Raw genomic sequence first — 17,287 nt, forward strand, 5'->3', positions numbered from 1 at the left:
GCCCTGTCCTTGGCCATCACGAAGATCCTCGTCGCCAACCGGTCCGAAATCGCCATCCGCGTCTTTCGCGCGGCCAACGAGCTCGGCCTCAAAACCGTGGCGATCTGGGCCGAGGAGGACAAATACTCGCTGCACCGCTTCAAGGCTGACGAAAGCTACCAGGTCGGGCGCGGACCGCATCTTGCCAAGGACATGGGGCCGATCGAAAGCTACCTGTCGATCGACGAGGTGATCCGCGTCGCCAGGCTGTCGGGAGCTGACGCCATCCACCCGGGCTATGGCCTGCTGTCGGAAAGCCCGGAATTCGCCGAGGCTTGCGCCGCCGCCGGCATCACCTTCATCGGCCCGAAGCCGGAGACGATGCGCCGGCTCGGCAACAAGGTTGCGGCGCGCAATCTGGCGATCGAGGTCGGCGTGCCCGTCGTGCCTGCCACCGATCCGCTACCGGACGACATGGAAGCGGTGAAGAAGCTTGCCGAGAAAATCGGCTATCCGGTGATGCTTAAGGCCTCGTGGGGTGGCGGCGGCCGCGGCATGCGCGCCATCCGCGCCGAAGCCGACCTTGCCCGCGAGGTGATGGAAGGCAAGCGCGAGGCCAAGGCCGCCTTCGGCAAGGACGAGGTCTATCTCGAAAAGCTGATCGAACGCGCCCGCCATGTCGAGGTGCAGGTGCTTGGCGACACGCATGGCAATGCCGTGCATCTGTTCGAGCGCGACTGCTCTATCCAGCGCCGCAACCAGAAGGTCGTCGAACGGGCGCCGGCGCCTTATCTGAGCGAAGCGCTGCGCCAGGAGCTGTGCGGCTACGCACTGAAGATCGCCAACGAGACCAGCTATATCGGCGCCGGCACTGTCGAGTTCCTGCAGGACGCCGATACCGGCAAATTCTACTTCATCGAAGTCAATCCGCGCATCCAGGTCGAGCACACCGTCACCGAGATGGTGACCGGCATCGATATCGTCAAAGCGCAGATCCACATCCTCGACGGCTTCGCCATCGGCACGCCGGACTCGGGCGTGCCGGCGCAGAAGGACATCAGGCTGAACGGCCACGCGCTGCAGTGCCGCATCACCACCGAGGATCCGGAGCACAATTTCATCCCGGACTATGGCCGCATCACCGCCTATCGCGGCGCCACCGGCTTCGGCATCCGGCTTGACGGCGGCACCGCCTATTCGGGCGCGGTCATCACCCGCTTCTACGACCCGCTGCTGGAGAAGGTGACGGCGTGGGCGCCGACGCCAGCCGAGACGATCGCCCGCATGAACCGCGCGCTGCGCGAGTTCCGCATTCGCGGCGTGGCGACCAACCTCACCTTCCTCGAGGCGATCATCAATCACCCGAGCTTCGCCGACAATTCCTATACGACGAAGTTCATCGACACGACGCCGGAGCTGTTCCAGCAGGTGAAGCGGCAGGACCGCGCCACCAAGCTGCTCAACTACCTTGCCGATGTCAGCGTCAACGGCCATCCGGAAACGCGCGGCCGGCCGATGCCCAAGGCCGATGCGGCGGCGCCCGTGGTGCCCTATCTCAACGGCAAGGTGCCGGACGGCAGCAAGCAGCAGCTCGATGCGCTCGGCCCGGACAAATTCGCCGCCTGGATGCGCGCCCAGACCCAGGTGCTGGTCACCGACACGACGATGCGCGACGGCCACCAGTCGCTGCTCGCCACCCGCATGCGCACGCATGACATTGCCGGCATCGCCGGCACCTACGCGCGGGCGCTGCCGCAATTGCTGTCGCTGGAATGCTGGGGCGGCGCCACTTTCGACGTCGCCATGCGCTTCCTCACCGAGGATCCGTGGGAGCGGCTGGGCAAAGTGCGGGAGGCCGCGCCGAACCTTTTGCTGCAGATGCTTTTGCGCGGCGCCAACGGCGTCGGCTACACCAACTATCCCAACAATGTCGTGCAGCATTTCGTCCGCCAAGCGGCTGCCGGCGGCGTCGACCTGTTCCGCGTCTTCGACTGCCTGAACTGGGTCGAGAACATGCGCGTCGCGATGGACGCGGTCGGCGCCGAAGGCAAGCTGATCGAAGCGGCGATGTGCTACACCGGCGACATCCTCGATCCGGCAAGGGCCAAATACGACCTCAAATACTATGTCGGGCTGGCGAAGGAACTCGAGGCCGCCGGCGCCCACATCATCGCCGTCAAGGACATGGCCGGGCTCTTGAAGCCGTCGGCGGCGCGCGTGCTGTTCAAGGCCTTGCGCGAAGCGACCGATCTGCCGATCCATTTCCACACGCACGACACGTCGGGCCTGTCGGCGGCCACCGTGCTGGCGGCGGTCGAGACCGGCGTCGATGCCGTCGACGCGGCGATGGATTCCTTCTCCGGCAACACCTCGCAACCCTGCCTCGGCTCGATCGTCGAGGCGCTGAAGGGCACCGAGCGCGATCCCGGCCTCGATCCGCAATGGATCCGCAAGATCTCGTTCTATTGGGAAGCGGTGCGCAACCAGTACGCGGCCTTCGAAAGCGATCTCAAGGGGCCGGCCTCGGAAGTCTACCTGCACGAAATGCCCGGCGGACAGTTCACCAACCTCAAGGAACAGGCGCGCTCGCTCGGCCTCGAAACGCGCTGGCACGAGGTGGCGCAGGCCTATCACGACGTCAATCTGATGTTCGGCGACATCGTCAAGGTGACGCCGTCGTCCAAGGTCGTCGGCGACATGGCGCTGATGATGGTGAGCCAGGACCTCACCGTCGCCGATGTCGAAAACCCGGCGCGCGACATCGCCTTCCCGGATTCCGTGGTCTCGATGCTGCGCGGCGATCTCGGCCAGTCGCCCGGCGGCTGGCCGCCGGCGCTGCAAAAGAAGGCGCTGAAGGGCGACAAGCCGATCACGGTGCGGCCAGGCTCGCTGCTTAAGGCGGCCGACCTCAAGGCCAGCCGCAAGGACATCGAGGGAAAGCTTGAGCGCAGGCTCAGCGAGTATGAATTCGCCTCCTGGCTGATGTACCCGAAGGTGTTCACCGACTTCGCCGCCGCGCAAGAAACCTATGGGCCGGTCAGCGTCTTGCCGACGCCGACCTATTTCTACGGCATGAAGTCGGAAGACGAGATCTTCGTCGACATCGAGAAGGGCAAGACGCTGGTGGTGCGCTGCCTTGCCATCGGCGACGTCGACGAGAAGGGCATGGTCACCGTGTTCTTCGAGCTCAACGGCCAGCCGCGGCGCGTCAAGGTGCCGGACCGCGCGCATGGCGCGTCAGCCGCCAAGGCGCGGCGCAAGGCGGAGCCCGGCAACGAGGCGCATGTCGGCGCGCCGATGCCGGGCGTGGTCTCGGCACTTGCCGTTGCCGCCGGCCAGGCGGTCAAGGCCGGCGACGTGCTGCTTTCGATCGAGGCGATGAAGATGGAGACGGCGCTGCATGCAGAGCGCGACGGGGTGGTCGCCGAAGTGCTGGTCAAGGCCGGCGACCAGATCGATGCCAAGGATTTGCTGATCGCATTCAGCTAAAGTGTGTTGCCATTCAGGTGATGCCGGCCTGCGAATGGCGGCTTCCTGCGCTTCCGGTGCTCAGGTACTTCAAGTACGCTCCGCGCCGGTTCTCGGAAGCCACCATTCTCGACTCGGCCTGACCTGAATCTCAACGCACCTTGGGGCGTGCCTAACCGTTCATGCCGCACCGATAATGTCTTGACCCGCCGCGCCTGCTCGGGCATCGAACCCGCTCCAATTTGCCGGCCGGCCTTCGCGAGTCGCCGGTAGCCAAACGACGCGGAGAGAAAAATGGCCGACGATATCACCGAGACCAGCCAGACTGTTGCCGCCGGCCAGCTGCGCGCCTTCATCGAGCGCATCGAGCGGCTCGAGGAAGAGAAGAAGACGATTTCCGACGACATCAAGGACGTGTTCGCCGAGGCCAAGGGCACCGGCTTCGACACCAAGGCGATGCGCAGCATCATCCGGCTGCGCAAGAAGGACCAGGCGGAGCGCCAGGAGGAGGAGTCCATTCTCGACCTCTACAAAGCCGCCCTCGGCATGGTCTGAGAACGCGGTCCGGTCCGCTTTCGCAATTCTTTCGGACTGACGCGGGCGAGGCGTCTGGAGCCTCGCCCCGTAGCTTCCTCGCTTTAGCCTGGAGGCATTGCCGCGCGCGATGGCTGGCGGAGCGGCATCGACTACATTCACCACGACATGATTGACCGGCCGCCTTGGCGACCGGGATGTATCAGTTGTGCTCCGGCCGGCTGCTGTGCTGTAAGACAGGCTCTATACCTTTGCATTGACGCAATTCCGGACGGAAGCCGTTTCACACTTTTCCTGGAATTGCTCTAGGCAGGCTGCTGCGAGCATCAGACCATGAGCGAATTCGACTTTGGCGGCCGCCGCGCCTCGGAGTTCCGCCAGCGCGGCTTCTGGACCCTGTTCGCCGAGCGGCATCCTGAGGAAAGGGCCTCGCTGGCGCGCCGCGGGCCCTGGTTCTGGCAGCGCGGGCTGCCGGATTTCGCACTGGTCCTTTCCATGTATGTCGCGCCGGCGCAGAACCATGTCGGCGTCTTCTTCGGCCGCAACGAAAAGTTCGGCGCTACCGAATCGTGGTCGCGGCTGAAGCCGTTTCAACCGGCGATCGAAGGCAGGCTGAAACTCACATCCGAACAGAGTTGCGTGGGCCTCGGCATCAATTCGATGTGGCGGGTGAATTGCTACGCCGAGGACAATTGGCCGGCGATGGCCGACTGGCTGGTGACGGAATGCTCGCGCTTCGAGCAGGCCGTCGTCATGGTTTTGGGGGAAGCCCGGCCTTAGGCCCGACGGTCGTTCGCTCTCCCGACCTGCCTGCTTCTCAGTTTGGCCCGGACCCGTCGCGGCCGATTTCGTCCAAATGCTGCTGCAGCGCCAGTTTGTCGAGCGAGCCCATCGGCAGGTTGGTGAACACCGCGACGCGGTTGCTCAGCATGCGATAAGCTTCGGCGAAGGCGAGATGCTGTTCGGCCTCGGTGCCGGATGCCTTGGCGGGGTCCGGGACCGCCCAAAGCGCGGTCATCGGATGGCCGGGCCAGATCGGACAGCTTTCATTCGCCGTGTTGTCGCAGACGGTGAAGACGAAGTTCATCTCCGGGGCGTCAGGTCCGGAAAACTCCTCCCAGCTTTTCGACCGAGCGAAAGACGTGTCGTATTTCAGGCTTTCCAGCAGCTGCAGCGCATAGGGGTTGACGGCTCCTTTCGGCTGCGAGCCGGCAGAATAGGCTTTGAAACGACCGGCGCCGACCCGGTTCAGGATGGCCTCCCCCATGATCGACCGGGCCGAGTTCGCATTGCAGAGAAAAAGTACATTGTAGACATGATCGCTCATTTTGAACTCCTCCATGCTGGCGCTGCAAAATGACTGGCTGGCAATGCGGAACACAGCTTTCCGGCCCGCTTGAGCATTGATGCCAGATTTCTGTGTCATATTCGCGTCACGTGTCGCGGGGGCTTGCTTTGACGGCAGGCTCCGGCATTTTCGAAGCAGCATGATCGCAAGCGGGACCCAACCGATGGACGATTCGCATCCGGCCGGCAGGGTGTCCAGCAAGCTCGTTGGCCTGGCCGGCTTCTTCCGCTCGCGCTGGCGGGGCCGGGCGCCGCTCGAGCGGCTGTTCTGGCGCGACATGGCCTTTGTCGGCACGGCCATCAACATCGCATCGTCGGTGCTGGCGCTGATCCTGCTCGGGCTGAAGCTGCCGCTCTGGCTGGTCCTGAGCGTGCATTTCGCGCCGGTGCCCTACAATCTCTTCCTGACCTTCGCCGTCTGGCGAACCGCGGAAAAGTCAGGCGGTGGCAAGGCCTCGCTGATGATGCTGGGCTCGGCGCTGTGGCTGATCGCGACAGTCGTGGCTTGAAACGAAAAAGGGCGGCCGGAGCCGCCCTTTGCAGACAATGAGGTTGCGACGGCCGTTAGTGCGGTTCAGCGTTTCATGAGATCGCTGACCCGCCCTAACTATTTATTTTTACGCAATTCCGGACGGAAAACCGCTGCGCACTTTTCCTGGAATTGCACTAGGCGGCCGGCTCGAATTTCAGCGCCACGCCGTTGATGCAGTAGCGCAGGCCGGTCGGCGGCGGGCCGTCCTCGAAGACATGGCCGAGATGGCTGCCGCAGCGGGCGCAGTGGCATTCGGTCCGCACCATGCCGTAGCTGCGGTCGACCGTGGTCTCGACCGAGCCCGGCACCGGGTCGTTGAAGCTAGGCCAGCCGGTGCCGCTCTCGAATTTCAGCTTGGATTCGAACAGCGGCTGGTCGCAGCCGACGCAGGAAAACGTGCCGGCGCGCTTCTCGTAAAGCAGGGCGCAACTGCCGGGGCGCTCGGTGCCATGGTTGCGCATCACGGCATATTGCTCGGGCGTCAGCCGGGCGCGCCATTCGGCATCGGTACGGGTGACGGGATAGGCGTGGGTGTCCATCAAAATCTCCTCGGCCTTGGCGGCTTGTTGTTGGTTGGCGTCTCATATTCGCACCAAGATAGGTGTTTGTTACACCACTGACCAGCGCATCCGTTGGCTTCGAATTGGCCTCTCCTTATTGTCGTCGGCGCCGCGCCTCACCTGCCTGCCGGCATCCTCTCCCCGGGGAGAGGGGCGCTCTCATTGATGGTTTCGCCAATCGCCAACGTCGCAGGAAGAAGTGTTGAGCTTGCGGCCGGCCCCCTTCGCCCCGTCACTATACGGGGAGAAGGTGCCGGCAGGCGGATGAGGGGCGGCGCCGACTTTCGCGAATTACCGTCACACTCAATGCTTCCGTGAAAGCTGCCTGGTCGCGGCTTCCAGGCCGGCAAGCGTCAGCGGAAACATGCGGCCGCCGAAGATGTCGCGGATCATCCCGATAGAATGGGTGTAGCCCCAGTTCTTCTGGCTCTCCGGATTCAGCCATATCGCATTCGGCCATTGCTGCAGCAGGCGGCCGAGCCAGACGTTGCCGGCCTCCGGGTTCCAGTGCTCCACCGAGCCGCCGGGATGCGCCAGCTCGTAGGGGCTCATCGAGGCATCGCCGACGACGATCACCTTGTAGTCAGGGCCGTATTTGTGGATGAGGTCGAAGGTCGGAATCGTTTCGGCCAAGCGGCGGCGATTGTCCTTCCAGACGCGCTCGTAGAGGCAGTTGTGGAAGTAGAAATATTCGAGCTGCCGGAATTCGGCGCGGGCGGCGGAGAACAGCTCCTCGACGCCTCTGATATGATCGTCCATCGAACCGCCGACATCGAAGAACATCAAAAGCTCGACCGCGTTGCGCCGCTCCGGCCGCGTCTTGACGTCGAGATAGCCGTGCTCGGCGGTGGCGTGAATGGTGCCGGGCAGATCGAACTCCTCCTCGGCGCCTTCGCGTACCCAGCGGCGCAGCCGCTTCAGCGCCACCTTGATGTTGCGCGTGCCGAGCTCGACGCCGTCGTCGAAATTCCTGAATTCGCGCTTGTCCCAGACTTTTACCGCGCGGCGGTGGCGGCTTTCGTGCTGGCCGATGCGCACCCCTTCGGGGTTGTAGCCGTAGGCGCCGAAGGGCGAAGTGCCGCCGGTGCCGATCCATTTCGAGCCGCCCTGGTGGCTGCCCTTCTGCTCCTCCAGCCGCTGCTTCAGGGTCTCCATCAGCTTCTCGAAGCCCCCCAGAGCCCCGACCAGCTTTTTCTCCTCCTCGGTCAGGTGCTTCTCGGCGAGCCGGCGCAGCCATTCCTCGGGGATGTTGGCGACTTCGACGGCGTCCGGCCCCCCAAGCGCCTCGACGCCCTTGAAGACATGCGCGAACACCTGGTCGAAGCGGTCGATATGGCGCTCGTCCTTCACCAGGGCCGCGCGGGCGAGGTAATAAAAACCCTCGACATCATAGTCGACCAGCCCGGCTTCCAGCCCCTCCAGCAGCGACAGATATTCCCTGAGCGAAACGGGAACCCGCGCGGCTTTCAATTCGAGGAAGAAGGGGATGAACATGCGGCCATCTATAGCAGATCGTATTCGATGAAGCCCGTGCGGCGCGCGACATGGTCGTAGAGCCGGCGCGCCGTGGCGTTGGTCTCGTGCGTCATCCAGTAGACGTTCTTCACCCCGATCTTGCCGGCCTCGTCCTGCACCGCCTTGATCAACGCGGCGCCCACGCCCTTGCCGCGCACGCCCGGGTCAGCGAACAGGTCCTGCAGGTAGCAGTTGTTGACCAGCGACCAGCAGGAGCGGTGGTAGAGATAGTGGGTGAGGCCGACGGCCTTGCCGTCGAGCGTGGCGATAAAACCCTTCGGCTCGAACTCGCCTTCCGTGAACAGCCGCTTCCAGGTCAGGTCGTAGACCTCGTCCGGCAGCTTGGTCTCATAGAAGGTGAGGTAGGCCGTCCACAGGCGCCGCCAGTCGGCATGGTCTGACTGCGCGAGCGGGCGGATGGTGATCTGGGTCATTTCGTTTCCTCCGAACTTTTCCGATAAGACGCTGCCTCGGAGGCCGGTTGACGGCAAAGGTCCACAGCCGGGGAAAGCGCTGTTGCTGGCGGCCTAGCCCTGCCGTCTCGCCATGAAGGCCAGGCGCTCGAAAAGATGCACGTCCTGTTCGTTCTTCAGCAGCGCGCCGTGCAGCTTCGGCAGCATGTTCTTGGGGTCGGCGCGCAGGTCTTCCGGCGCGATGTCGTCGGCGACCAGCAGGCGGATCCAGTCGAGCGCCTCGGAGGTCGACGGCTTCTTCTTCAGGCCCGGCACGTCGCGGATCTCGTAGAACTGCGTGAGCGCCGCCCGCACCAGGTTCTGCTTGATGCCCGGATAGTGGACGTCGACGATGCGGTGCAGCGTCTCGATGTCGGGGAAGCGGATATAGTGGAAGAAGCAGCGGCGCAGGAAGGCGTCCGGGAGTTCCTTCTCGTTGTTCGAGGTGATGATGACGATCGGCCTCAGCGCCGCGTGGATCGTCTCGCCGGTCTCGTAGACGAAGAATTCCATGCGGTCGAGTTCCTGCAGCAGGTCGTTGGGAAACTCGATGTCGGCCTTGTCGATCTCGTCGATCAGAAGCACCACCTTCTTCGGCGCAGCGAAAGCATCCCAGAGCTTGCCGCGCTTGATGTAGTTCCTGATGTCGCTGAAGCGGTCGTCGCCGAGCTGGCTGTCGCGCAGCCGCGAAACGGCGTCATACTCGTAGAGGCCCTGCTGCGCCTTGGTGGTCGACTTGACGTTCCATTCGATGAAATCCAGCCCGAGCGCTGACGCCACCTGGCGGGCAAGCTCGGTCTTGCCGGTGCCGGGCTCGCCCTTGACCAGCAAGGGCCGCTCGAGCGCGATCGCCGCGTTGACCGCAACCATCAGATCCTTGTCGGCAACATAGGCCGCGGTGCCTTCGAAACGCATTTTTTCTCCTGGCCGTTTTGCGGCGACCGTAAGGAGGCGAACTCGGCGGCGCAAGAGCGGGGCAGGGGGACGCTTCATTCGGCGGTCCCGGAAGCGGCGAATAACGTCGGTGCGGCCAGCCGTTTCTCTGGCGCTCGGGCAGCCATCGGCCTATATTGGTCTCGGCGGTCTGCGCTTCCCGGCAGGTGAAACTTATCCCCGGGGCCTTATCGATCCTTAGGGAGCTGTCCCTGGGAAGACCCGTGGGTTTTCTCACACGGCGCCCACCTACTTTGTAGGCACCCGGGATCGACCTCTCCACCGGTTGTGTGGATCGTCACCTGACGGCAAAGGATCCACTCCCCGTGGATGATGTGTCAGAAAACGTCGCTCCTAAAGCTCCCTCCAGATCTGACCTTTTCTAGCGTCCGCGCATGACCTCTTCCAAAGACCTGAAAAAACATCTGCGCAAGGAAGCGCTGGCGCGCCGCGATGCGCTCGACGAATTCTGGCGCGTGGAGATCGCGCTCGAGATGGCCGAGACGGCGCGCGACCAGATCGCCGTCGAGCCGGGGCAGATCATCTCCGGCTTCTGGCCGATGCGCTCCGAGGTCGACGTGCGGCCGCTGATGTTCGCGCTCCGCGAAAAGGGCGCCAGGCTCTGCCTGCCGGCCATCCTCGACAAGAGCACGATCGTCTTTCGCGAGCTGGTGCGCGGGGCGCCGATGGTCGAGATGGGCTTCGGCACGGTCGGACCGCATGAGGAGGCGGCGGTGCTCGATCCGTCCGTCATGCTGGTGCCGCTCGCCGCCTTCGACGCGCGCGGCCATCGCATCGGCTACGGCGCCGGCTACTACGACCGTGCCATCGGCAAGCTGGCCGACAAGGGGCTGACGCCGAGGCTGATCGGCATCGCCTTCGACTGCCAGGAGGTGGCACAGGTCCCCGATGAGAACCACGACGTCATCATTCCGGAAATACTGACAGAGAGCGGGTTGCGCCGGTTCACGCCGGAATTGTAGAAAAGCGTTTGAGAACGCATGATCTTTTGCGGAAAGTCATGCAGCTTTTGCTTGGCGGACTTTCGGCACGGGATCATATGAGACTTCTTTTCCTCGGCGACATGGTCGGAAAAACTGGACGCACGGCGGTGTGGGAGCAACTGCCGGGCCTGATCTCCGACTTCAAGCTCGACTTCGTCATCGTCAACGGCGAGAACGCCGCCGGCGGCTTCGGCATCACCGAGGAGATTTTTCGCGAGACGCTCGCCGCCGGCGCCGACGTCGTCACCACCGGCAATCACGTCTGGGACCAGCGCGACGCGCTGGTCTTCGCGCCGCGCGAGGAGCGCTTCCTGCGTCCGTCCAATTTCCCCAAGGGCACGCCCGGAACGGCGCGCGCGTGCTGGTCGCCAACATCATGGGGCGGGTCTTCATGCATCCCGAGCTCGACGATCCATTCCAGGCCGGCGAGCGCGAGCTCGCCGCCTGCCCGCTCGGCGAGCAGGCTGATGCCGTCGTCATCGATTTCCACGCCGAGGCAACGTCGGAAAAGATGTGCTTCGCGCATTTCGTCGACGGCCGCGCCAGCCTGGTCGTCGGCACCCATACCCACCAGCCGACCGCCGACCACCAGATCCTCAACGGCGGCACCGCCTACCTGTCGGATGCGGGCATGTGCGGCGACTACGATTCCTCGCTCGGCATGGACAAGGAGGAGCCGCTCAACCGCTTCCTGTCGAAAGTGCCGAAAGGCCGCTTCGAGGCGGCGAGCGGGCCGGCGACGCTGTGCGGCATCGGCGTCGACATCTCCGACCGCACCGGGCTGGCCGAGAAGATCGCGCCGTTTCGTCGCGGGCCGCGGCTCGAGGAAACCGCACCGTCCTTCTGGTCGTGACATTGATATGAGCGGCGTCAGTACCTAACTGGCGGCGACACCTGCTTCAGATCGTAGAGGGGACGACCTCCATGCAGCTCATCGAATTCCTGGCGCCGCACTTTGCCTTTGTCTCCGACCCGACCGCCTGGGTGGCGCTGCTGACGCTGGTGGTGCTGGAGGTCGTGCTCGGCATCGACAATCTGATCTTCATCTCGATCCTGACCAACAAATTGCCCGAGGCGCAAAGGGCGCGCGCGCGCCGGCTCGGCATTTCGGCGGCGCTGATCATGCGGCTGGTGCTGCTCGCCACCATCTCGATCATCGTCCAACTGACGACGCCGGTGTTCACCGCGCTCGGCCACGGCTTCTCCTGGCGCGACCTGATCCTGATCGCCGGCGGCCTGTTCCTGGTGTGGAAGGCGACCAAGGAAATCCACCACACGGTCGATCCCGAGGATCACAAGGACACGATGCTCGGCGAGACGCTGCAGATATCGCTCGCCGGCGCGATCTTCCAGATCCTGTTGCTCGACCTCGTCTTCTCGATCGATTCGATCATCACCGCCGTCGGCATGACCGACGAGATCGCCATCATGTACATCGCCGTCATTGTGGCGGTGAGCGTGATGATGCTGGCGGCCGGGCCGCTTGCCGACTTCATCGCCAAGAACCCCAGCATCGTCATGCTGGCGCTGGGCTTCCTTTTGATGATCGGCATGACGCTGATCGCCGACGGCATGGGCTACCACGTGCCGAAGGGCTACATTTACGCGGCGATGGGCTTTTCGGCGCTGGTCGAGGGCCTCAACATGCTGGCGCGGCGGCGCAAGAAGGCAAGGTCCGGCGAAGGGCATTGAAGCGAAGCACGTTTCGTCGTCAACTCCGAGGCCTGCGGCAGATGCCTTGCGCATCCGATGTCACGCGCGGCTGGACGAATTGAGCCGATTTATCTATAAGCCGGCCATTCCGACAGCGAGCGCCATATGCCCCACAGGCGTATCAGGGACGCTCTGAAATTTTGAATTCGAGCATTTTGAGAAGAGCGAGGTGTCTTCACCTGGCTTCAGGATGCTCTAGCCGAACACGACAGGGGTGCCATGGCTGGCCATTCACAGTTCAAGAACATCATGCACCGCAAGGGCCGCCAGGACGCGGTGCGGTCGAAAATGTTTTCCAAGCTGGCGCGCGAAATCACCGTCGCCGCCAAGACCGGCACGCCGGACCCGGCGATGAATCCGCGGCTGCGCCTTGCCGTGCAGAACGCCAAGGCCGTGTCGATGCCGAAGGACAACATCCAGCGCGCCATCAACAAGGCTTCTGCCGGCGACGGCGAAAACTACGAGGCGGTACGCTATGAGGGCTACGGCCCGGGCGGCGTGGCGCTGATCGTCGAGGCGCTGACCGACAACCGCAACCGTTCGGCTTCGAACGTGCGCGCCGCCTTCACCAAGGCCGGCGGGGCGCTGGGCGAAACCGGCTCGGTGTCGTTCATGTGGAACCGGGCCGGCGAGATCTACTATCCGGCATCGGCCGGCGACGCCGACAAGGTCATGGAAGCGGCGATCGAAGCCGGCGCGGACGACGTCGAATCGGACGAGGAAGGCCACACCATCTACTGCGCCTTCGAGAATCTCGGCGACGTGTCGAAGGCGCTGGAAGCCTCGCTCGGCGAGGCGGAATCGGTGAAGCCGATCTGGCAGCCGCAGAACAACGTTCCGGTCGACGAGGAACGCGCGCAGTCGCTGATGAAGCTGGTCGCCACGCTCGAGGACGACGACGACGTGCAGAGCGTCTACGCCAATTTCGAGGTCGACGACGAGACCATGGCCAAGCTCAGCGCGGCCTAAGTCCGAAATATGAGCGAAGCTCGATCCGAGATGAACGACAAGCCGCTGCCCACCGTCCGCATCACCTATTGCACGCAGTGCCAGTGGCTGCTCAGAGCCGGCTGGATGGCGCAGGAGCTGCTCTCGACCTTCGGCACCGATCTCGGCGAAGTGACGCTGGTGCCCGGCACCGGCGGCATCTTCAGCATTTCCTGCAACGACACGCTTGTCTGGGAGCGCAAGCGCGACGGCGGCTTTCCCGACGCCGCGAAGCTCAAGCAGCTGGTCCGCGACGTCATCGATCCGGACCGGGATCTCGGCCATGCCGACCGAAAAGGTCATAAAAAAGACCCGGCTTGAAGCCGGGTCTTCTTGTTTGTGCTTGGCACTTCTCAAAGCATCGCCAGGATGAAACAGGCCATCGACACGATGGCGGTGACGGTGCGGACGTGGTTCCACATCACCCATGCATTCAGATGGTTCGCCCACACGGCGGCGCCGTTGGCACTTGCCGGGTCGACGGCGGCGAGCGCGTCATTGAGCGGCACGTTGAAGACCATGGTCACGATCGGGTTGCCGATCAGGTAGATCACGGCGCCGGCAACAAGCCAGTTCGAACCCGACTGGTTCCAGCCAAAGAGAACGGCGGCAATGAGCACGAGACAAATGAGGCCGGTGCCGAACAGCGCCGTCATGAAGGTCGGCGTGATCACCGTGACGTTGATCGAATTCATCGCCGCGATGCCGCTTGGGACAGGCAGCCGGGCGAGCGCCGCCATGACGAAATTGGAAAAGGCGAAGAAGACGCCGCCGACGACGCCGGAGCCGATCGCGGCGATGAAGGTGAGGGTGGGAAGAAGTTTCATCATCTCAGTTGCTCCAGACGCCGCTGGCGGCGGTTTCGGTTGCGTAGGCGGAAAAGTCCTTCGGCTGGCGGCCGAGCGCGCGCTGCACGCCGTCGGCCAGCGTCTCGTTGCGGCCGTCGAGCACCTTCGTGAAGAGCTCGTCGAGCAGCCAGGCGAATTCCGGCGGCAGGTTCTGCGCCGCCACCGCCTCGGTGAATTCGGCATGTGAGATCTGCCGGTAGCGGATGTCACGGCCGGCGGCATTACCGATCTCGGCGACGGCATCGGCGAAGCTCAGCAGGCGCGGGCCGGTGAGCTCGTAAAGCTGGCCGATATGACCTGGCTCCGTCAGGACGGTTGCGGCGACGTCGGCGATGTCGTCGACATCGACGAAAGGTTCACCGACATTGCCGACCGGTAAGGCGACCTCGCCTTCGAGGATAGACTCGATCAGGAAGCCCTCGCTGAAATTCTGCGAGAACCAGGCGCAGCGCAGGATGCTCCAGTCGGCGCCGGAGGCTTTCAACATCTCCTCGGCGCGCTGGGCTTCAGGCTCGCCGCGACCGGAGAGCAGCGCCAGGCGCCTGACGCCGCGTTCGACGGCAAGCCGGGCAAACGCCTCGACGGTTTCGGCCGCGCCCGGCACGGCGATGTCTGGATAGTAGCTGATGTAGACGGCGCCGACGCCTTCGAGCGCACGGCCCCATGTTTCCTTGTCCAGCCAGTCGAAGGGCGGCGTGCCAGCGCGGGAGCCGATGCGCACGGGAATGTTCCTGGCGGTCAGCCGTTCGGCCAGGCGCCGGCCGGTCTTGCCGGTGCCGCCCAGGATCAAAACAGGTTTCGTAGTCATCTCGATCTCCTCGGTTTACAAATATGAGTAATCCTCACATTTGCAAAACGTGATAAACCCTCGTATTTTGTGAGTCAAGCGAGTTGTCGCAGATTCTTTCCGGAGGGCTCCATGGAAGGCAGAGGTGCCGCGCCGCATCAGCAGGATGGATCGGTGGCCTCGCCACGCCGCTCCCCGAGCCAGCAGCGCAGCCGCGAGCGGGTCGAACGCATGCTCGCCGCCGCCTCGGCGCTGATCGCCGCGCAAGGCAGCGACGCCATGCGCATGGGCGAGGTGGCAGAGCGGGCAGGCGTGTCGATCGGCTCGCTCTACCAGTTCTTCCCCGACAAGCGGGCGATCGTCTGGGCGCTGGCCGAGCGCTACACCGCCGAAAGCCAGGCCTGTATCGCCGCGGCGCTCAAGGATGTCGCAGACGCCGAGGGCTTGCGGCGGGCATTCTCGGAACTGGTCGATATCTACTACCGGCTGTTCCTGGCCGAGCCGGTGATGCGCGACATCTGGTCGGGCACCCAGGCCGACAAGGCGTTGCGCGAGCTCGAGCTCGCCGACAGCCGCGCCAATGCCGAATTCCTCGTCTCGGTGCTGAAGCGACTGCGGCCCGATGCCGATCCGGTGGCACTGGAAACCACAGCCTTCCTGGTCTGGCAGATGGGCGAGGCGGCCATGCGGCTGGCGATCTCCGTCGACCGACAGGAGGGCGACAGGCTGGTCGCGGCCTACAAGTGCATGGCGTTGCGGGAGCTGGTGGGCGAGTAGGCGACGTTCGCGATTTGCGAAACAGTTGACGACAGCGCCCCTTTCCCCGTCTCTATATGGGAAGAGGAAGCCGGCAGGCAGGTGAGGGGCAGCGCGGGCCTATGATATCGGTGTCGTTTTACCGCGACGGGTCCTGAACTTCCGAGGCCGGCTATGTTGCCGATGGCCGAACCTACCAACGCTGGCGCCGCCCCTCATCCGCCTGCCGGCACCTTCTCCCCGTATAGTGACGGGGAGAAGGGAGCTGTCATGGCAACAAAAAACCCGCCTCGTGGGCGGGTTTTCAAAATCTGTCAGGCGTATCCGGCTTAGAGGCCGAAGCCTTCGAAGCGCTTCTTGAACTTCGACAGGCGGCCGCCGCGGTCGAGCAAGGTCTGCTGGCCGCCGGTCCAGGCCGGGTGCGTGGTCGGGTCGATATCGAGGTTCATCGTATCGCCTTCCTTGCCCCAGGTCGAACGGGTCGAGTATTCGGTGCCATCGGTCATGACGACCTTGATGGTGTGGTAGTCGGGATGGATGTCGGCCTTCATTGTCGTTTTTCCTGGCTTGTGGCGCTGCCGACGGGCCCATGGCCTGCGTCGATGCGCCCCTTTTTAAAACTCGAAGCCGCAGCTATTGAGGAGCCACGGCTTCTAAAACGGTCGGCGAGCCTATACATCAGCCGGAATTGAATCACAAGGCCGCGGCGGGCGCATATTGCACGCACTGCCCGAAGGCGGCCAGAGGAAACGCTCATGGCGGATATCAGTGGCGATGCAGACGGGCGCCGGCGCTCGCTCGGGCCGCTCAAGCGCCTTTATCCCTACATCTTCCGCTACCGCACGATGGTCGTCGGCGCGCTCATCTCGCTGGCCGTGGCGGCGGGGACGACGCTGGCCTTGCCAATGGCCGTGCGGCGTATGATCGATAACGGGTTCTCGTCCTCCGGCTCGACCTTCATCGCCGAATATTTCGCAGCGCTGGTGGCGATGGCGGCGCTTTTGGCGGCTGCATCGGCGGGGCGCTACTATTTCGTCATCACGCTTGGCGAGCGCGTCGTCGCCGACATCCGCCGCGACGTTTTCGCCCATGTCACGACGCTGTCGCCGGCCTTCTTCGACAAGGCCCATTCGGGCGAGATCGTGTCGCGGCTCGCCGCCGACACCACGCAGGTGAAATCGGCGGTCGGCGCCACCGCCTCGGTGGCGCTGCGCAACGTCATCCTCGGCCTCGGCGCGGTGGCGATGATGGTGTTCACCAGCCCGAAACTGTCCGGCCTCGTCATCGCCGCCATCCCGCTCATCGTGCTGCCGCTGGTCGCCTTCGGCCGTTCGGTCAGGCGCAAGTCGCGGCAGGCGCAGGACACGCTGGCCAACGCCACCGCCTATGCCAGCGAGCAGATCGGTGCGGTGCGCACGCTGCAGGCCTTCACCAACGAGACGCTGGTCACCGGCCGTTTCTCCGCAGCAGTGGAAGCCGCCTTCGAGGCGGCGCGCGGCTCGGTCCTCGCGCGCGCCTTCCTCACCTTCTTCGCCATCTTCATGATCTTCTCCTCGGTGGTGGCGGTGCTGTGGTTCGGCTCGCGCGACGTGCTCTCCGGCACGATGTCGGCGGGCACGCTCGGCCAGTTCCTGCTCTATTCGGTGTTCGCCGCCGGCGCGCTCGGCGCGCTGTCGGAAGTGTGGGGCGAGCTCGCCCAGGCGGCGGGTGCTGCCGAGCGGCTGACCGAGATCCTGGCCGAGAAGCCGGCGATCCAGCCGCCCGCCGATCCGCGGCCGCTGCCGGCGAAGGCGAAAGGCGCGATCAGCTTCGACGACGTCTCCTTCTCCTATCCGGCGCGGCCGGACCGCGCCGCCGTGCATGGTCTCAGCT

Annotated in this window: 18 protein-coding genes, 1 other RNA gene and 1 pseudogene; 12 read left to right on the forward strand and 8 right to left on the reverse strand. The window is 64.2% G+C overall.

Annotated features, from left to right (window positions below):
• Window positions 1–9: 9 nt before the first annotated feature.
• From pyc to EN780_RS03915, 3 genes are all read left to right on the forward strand, one after another.
• Window positions 10–3,468, forward strand: a complete 3,459-nt coding sequence (pyc, locus tag EN780_RS03905) for a pyruvate carboxylase (protein ID WP_128272215.1) — start codon at window positions 10–12, stop codon at window positions 3,466–3,468.
• A gap of 273 nt (window positions 3,469–3,741) precedes the next feature.
• Entirely contained in the window at window positions 3,742–4,002 is a 261-nt protein-coding gene (locus tag EN780_RS03910) for a DUF2312 domain-containing protein (RefSeq protein ID WP_127282966.1), read from the forward strand.
• Between the two features lie 312 nt (window positions 4,003–4,314).
• Window positions 4,315–4,761, forward strand: coding sequence for a hypothetical protein (locus tag EN780_RS03915; protein WP_128272217.1), 447 nt, complete (start codon window positions 4,315–4,317; stop codon window positions 4,759–4,761).
• A 37-nt stretch (window positions 4,762–4,798) separates the two neighbouring features.
• On the opposite strand, the gene EN780_RS03920 is transcribed toward EN780_RS03915, so the two are convergent.
• Window positions 4,799–5,308 (reverse strand): arsenate reductase ArsC, encoded by a 510-nt coding sequence (locus EN780_RS03920; protein WP_128272235.1) that lies wholly within the window; start codon window positions 5,306–5,308, stop codon window positions 4,799–4,801.
• A gap of 211 nt (window positions 5,309–5,519) precedes the next feature.
• Here EN780_RS03920 and EN780_RS03925 point away from each other — a divergent pair, with 211 nt between their 5' ends.
• Window positions 5,520–5,837, forward strand: coding sequence for a hypothetical protein (locus tag EN780_RS03925; protein WP_245499864.1), 318 nt, complete (start codon window positions 5,520–5,522; stop codon window positions 5,835–5,837).
• Between the two features lie 157 nt (window positions 5,838–5,994).
• On the opposite strand, the gene msrB is transcribed toward EN780_RS03925, so the two are convergent.
• The 4 genes from msrB to EN780_RS03950 all read right to left on the reverse strand — a co-directional run bounded on the left by msrB (window position 5,995) and on the right by EN780_RS03950 (window position 9,302).
• Entirely contained in the window at window positions 5,995–6,399 is a 405-nt protein-coding gene (gene msrB / locus EN780_RS03930; RefSeq protein WP_127391014.1) for a peptide-methionine (R)-S-oxide reductase MsrB, read from the reverse strand.
• Window positions 6,400–6,723: 324 nt separating this feature from the next.
• Window positions 6,724–7,914: a VWA domain-containing protein gene (locus EN780_RS03940; protein WP_128272221.1), complete on the reverse strand. Its 1,191-nt coding sequence runs from the start codon at window positions 7,912–7,914 to the stop codon at window positions 6,724–6,726.
• Window positions 7,915–7,922: 8 nt separating this feature from the next.
• Window positions 7,923–8,369: a GNAT family N-acetyltransferase gene (locus EN780_RS03945; protein WP_128272223.1), complete on the reverse strand. Its 447-nt coding sequence runs from the start codon at window positions 8,367–8,369 to the stop codon at window positions 7,923–7,925.
• Window positions 8,370–8,462: 93 nt separating this feature from the next.
• Window positions 8,463–9,302, reverse strand: coding sequence for a MoxR family ATPase (locus tag EN780_RS03950; protein WP_128272225.1), 840 nt, complete (start codon window positions 9,300–9,302; stop codon window positions 8,463–8,465).
• Between the two features lie 163 nt (window positions 9,303–9,465).
• Here EN780_RS03950 and ssrS point away from each other — a divergent pair.
• From ssrS to EN780_RS03980, 6 genes and pseudogenes are all read left to right on the forward strand, one after another.
• A non-coding RNA gene (gene ssrS, locus EN780_RS03955) (6S RNA) lies at window positions 9,466–9,621 on the forward strand.
• 94 nt (window positions 9,622–9,715) lie between these two features.
• Window positions 9,716–10,303 carry a 5-formyltetrahydrofolate cyclo-ligase gene (locus tag EN780_RS03960; protein ID WP_127282973.1) on the forward strand — a complete coding sequence of 196 codons (588 nt, stop codon included), beginning with the start codon at window positions 9,716–9,718 and terminating at the stop codon, window positions 10,301–10,303.
• Between the two features lie 77 nt (window positions 10,304–10,380).
• Window positions 10,381–11,177, forward strand: a pseudogene (locus EN780_RS03965) (YmdB family metallophosphoesterase).
• A gap of 71 nt (window positions 11,178–11,248) precedes the next feature.
• A complete protein-coding gene (locus EN780_RS03970; protein ID WP_127282975.1) occupies window positions 11,249–12,016 on the forward strand; it encodes a TerC family protein in 768 nt (255 codons plus the stop codon).
• A gap of 240 nt (window positions 12,017–12,256) precedes the next feature.
• A complete protein-coding gene (locus tag EN780_RS03975) occupies window positions 12,257–13,006 on the forward strand; it encodes a YebC/PmpR family DNA-binding transcriptional regulator (RefSeq protein WP_127282976.1) in 750 nt (249 codons plus the stop codon).
• A 30-nt stretch (window positions 13,007–13,036) separates the two neighbouring features.
• The gene (locus tag EN780_RS03980) at window positions 13,037–13,345 is read left to right on the forward strand and encodes a SelT/SelW/SelH family protein (RefSeq protein ID WP_281035341.1); all 309 of its coding nucleotides are present in this window, start codon (window positions 13,037–13,039) and stop codon (window positions 13,343–13,345) included.
• Window positions 13,346–13,377: 32 nt separating this feature from the next.
• Here EN780_RS03980 and EN780_RS03985 read toward each other — a convergent pair whose 3' ends face one another.
• Window positions 13,378–13,854, reverse strand: a complete 477-nt coding sequence (locus EN780_RS03985; protein ID WP_128272229.1) for a DUF1772 domain-containing protein — start codon at window positions 13,852–13,854, stop codon at window positions 13,378–13,380.
• A 1-nt stretch (window position 13,855) separates the two neighbouring features.
• Window positions 13,856–14,680 (reverse strand): NAD(P)H-binding protein, encoded by an 825-nt coding sequence (locus tag EN780_RS03990; protein ID WP_128272231.1) that lies wholly within the window; start codon window positions 14,678–14,680, stop codon window positions 13,856–13,858.
• 111 nt (window positions 14,681–14,791) lie between these two features.
• On the opposite strand from EN780_RS03990, the gene EN780_RS03995 reads away from it, so the two are divergent.
• Window positions 14,792–15,436 carry a TetR/AcrR family transcriptional regulator gene (locus tag EN780_RS03995; RefSeq protein ID WP_128272233.1) on the forward strand — a complete coding sequence of 215 codons (645 nt, stop codon included), beginning with the start codon at window positions 14,792–14,794 and terminating at the stop codon, window positions 15,434–15,436.
• Window positions 15,437–15,744: 308 nt separating this feature from the next.
• Here the strand turns inward: EN780_RS03995 and rpmE are convergent, their stop codons facing one another.
• Entirely contained in the window at window positions 15,745–15,966 is a 222-nt protein-coding gene (gene rpmE, locus EN780_RS04000; protein WP_023668748.1) for a 50S ribosomal protein L31, read from the reverse strand.
• Window positions 15,967–16,170: 204 nt separating this feature from the next.
• Between rpmE and EN780_RS04005 the strand changes: the two genes are divergently transcribed.
• Window positions 16,171–17,287: ABC transporter transmembrane domain-containing protein (locus EN780_RS04005; RefSeq protein WP_245499865.1), on the forward strand; the 1,117-nt coding region annotated here is incomplete at its 3' end.

It is taken from the genome of Mesorhizobium sp. M4B.F.Ca.ET.089.01.1.1, from assembly GCF_004022605.1.
GTDB classification, from domain to species: domain Bacteria; phylum Pseudomonadota; class Alphaproteobacteria; order Rhizobiales; family Rhizobiaceae; genus Mesorhizobium; species Mesorhizobium abyssinicae.

Excerpts from the sequence above, each read along its gene's own strand:
- EN780_RS03970 (WP_127282975.1), top strand. The coding sequence starts at position 11,249 with ATGCAGCTCATCGAATTCCTGGCGCCGCACTTTGCCTTTGTCTCCGAC.
- rpmE (WP_023668748.1), bottom strand. The coding sequence starts at position 15,966 with ATGAAGGCCGACATCCATCCCGACTACCACACCATCAAGGTCGTCATG.
- EN780_RS03995 (WP_128272233.1), top strand. The coding sequence starts at position 14,792 with ATGGAAGGCAGAGGTGCCGCGCCGCATCAGCAGGATGGATCGGTGGCC.
- EN780_RS03910 (WP_127282966.1), top strand. The coding sequence starts at position 3,742 with ATGGCCGACGATATCACCGAGACCAGCCAGACTGTTGCCGCCGGCCAG.
- EN780_RS03990 (WP_128272231.1), bottom strand. The coding sequence starts at position 14,680 with ATGACTACGAAACCTGTTTTGATCCTGGGCGGCACCGGCAAGACCGGC.
- EN780_RS03960 (WP_127282973.1), top strand. The coding sequence starts at position 9,716 with ATGACCTCTTCCAAAGACCTGAAAAAACATCTGCGCAAGGAAGCGCTG.
- EN780_RS03945 (WP_128272223.1), bottom strand. The coding sequence starts at position 8,369 with ATGACCCAGATCACCATCCGCCCGCTCGCGCAGTCAGACCATGCCGAC.
- msrB (WP_127391014.1), bottom strand. The coding sequence starts at position 6,399 with ATGGACACCCACGCCTATCCCGTCACCCGTACCGATGCCGAATGGCGC.
- EN780_RS03985 (WP_128272229.1), bottom strand. The coding sequence starts at position 13,854 with ATGATGAAACTTCTTCCCACCCTCACCTTCATCGCCGCGATCGGCTCC.
- EN780_RS03915 (WP_128272217.1), top strand. The coding sequence starts at position 4,315 with ATGAGCGAATTCGACTTTGGCGGCCGCCGCGCCTCGGAGTTCCGCCAG.
- EN780_RS03940 (WP_128272221.1), bottom strand. The coding sequence starts at position 7,914 with ATGTTCATCCCCTTCTTCCTCGAATTGAAAGCCGCGCGGGTTCCCGTT.
- EN780_RS03975 (WP_127282976.1), top strand. The coding sequence starts at position 12,257 with ATGGCTGGCCATTCACAGTTCAAGAACATCATGCACCGCAAGGGCCGC.
- EN780_RS03920 (WP_128272235.1), bottom strand. The coding sequence starts at position 5,308 with ATGAGCGATCATGTCTACAATGTACTTTTTCTCTGCAATGCGAACTCG.
- EN780_RS03950 (WP_128272225.1), bottom strand. The coding sequence starts at position 9,302 with ATGCGTTTCGAAGGCACCGCGGCCTATGTTGCCGACAAGGATCTGATG.
- EN780_RS03980 (WP_281035341.1), top strand. The coding sequence starts at position 13,037 with ATGAACGACAAGCCGCTGCCCACCGTCCGCATCACCTATTGCACGCAG.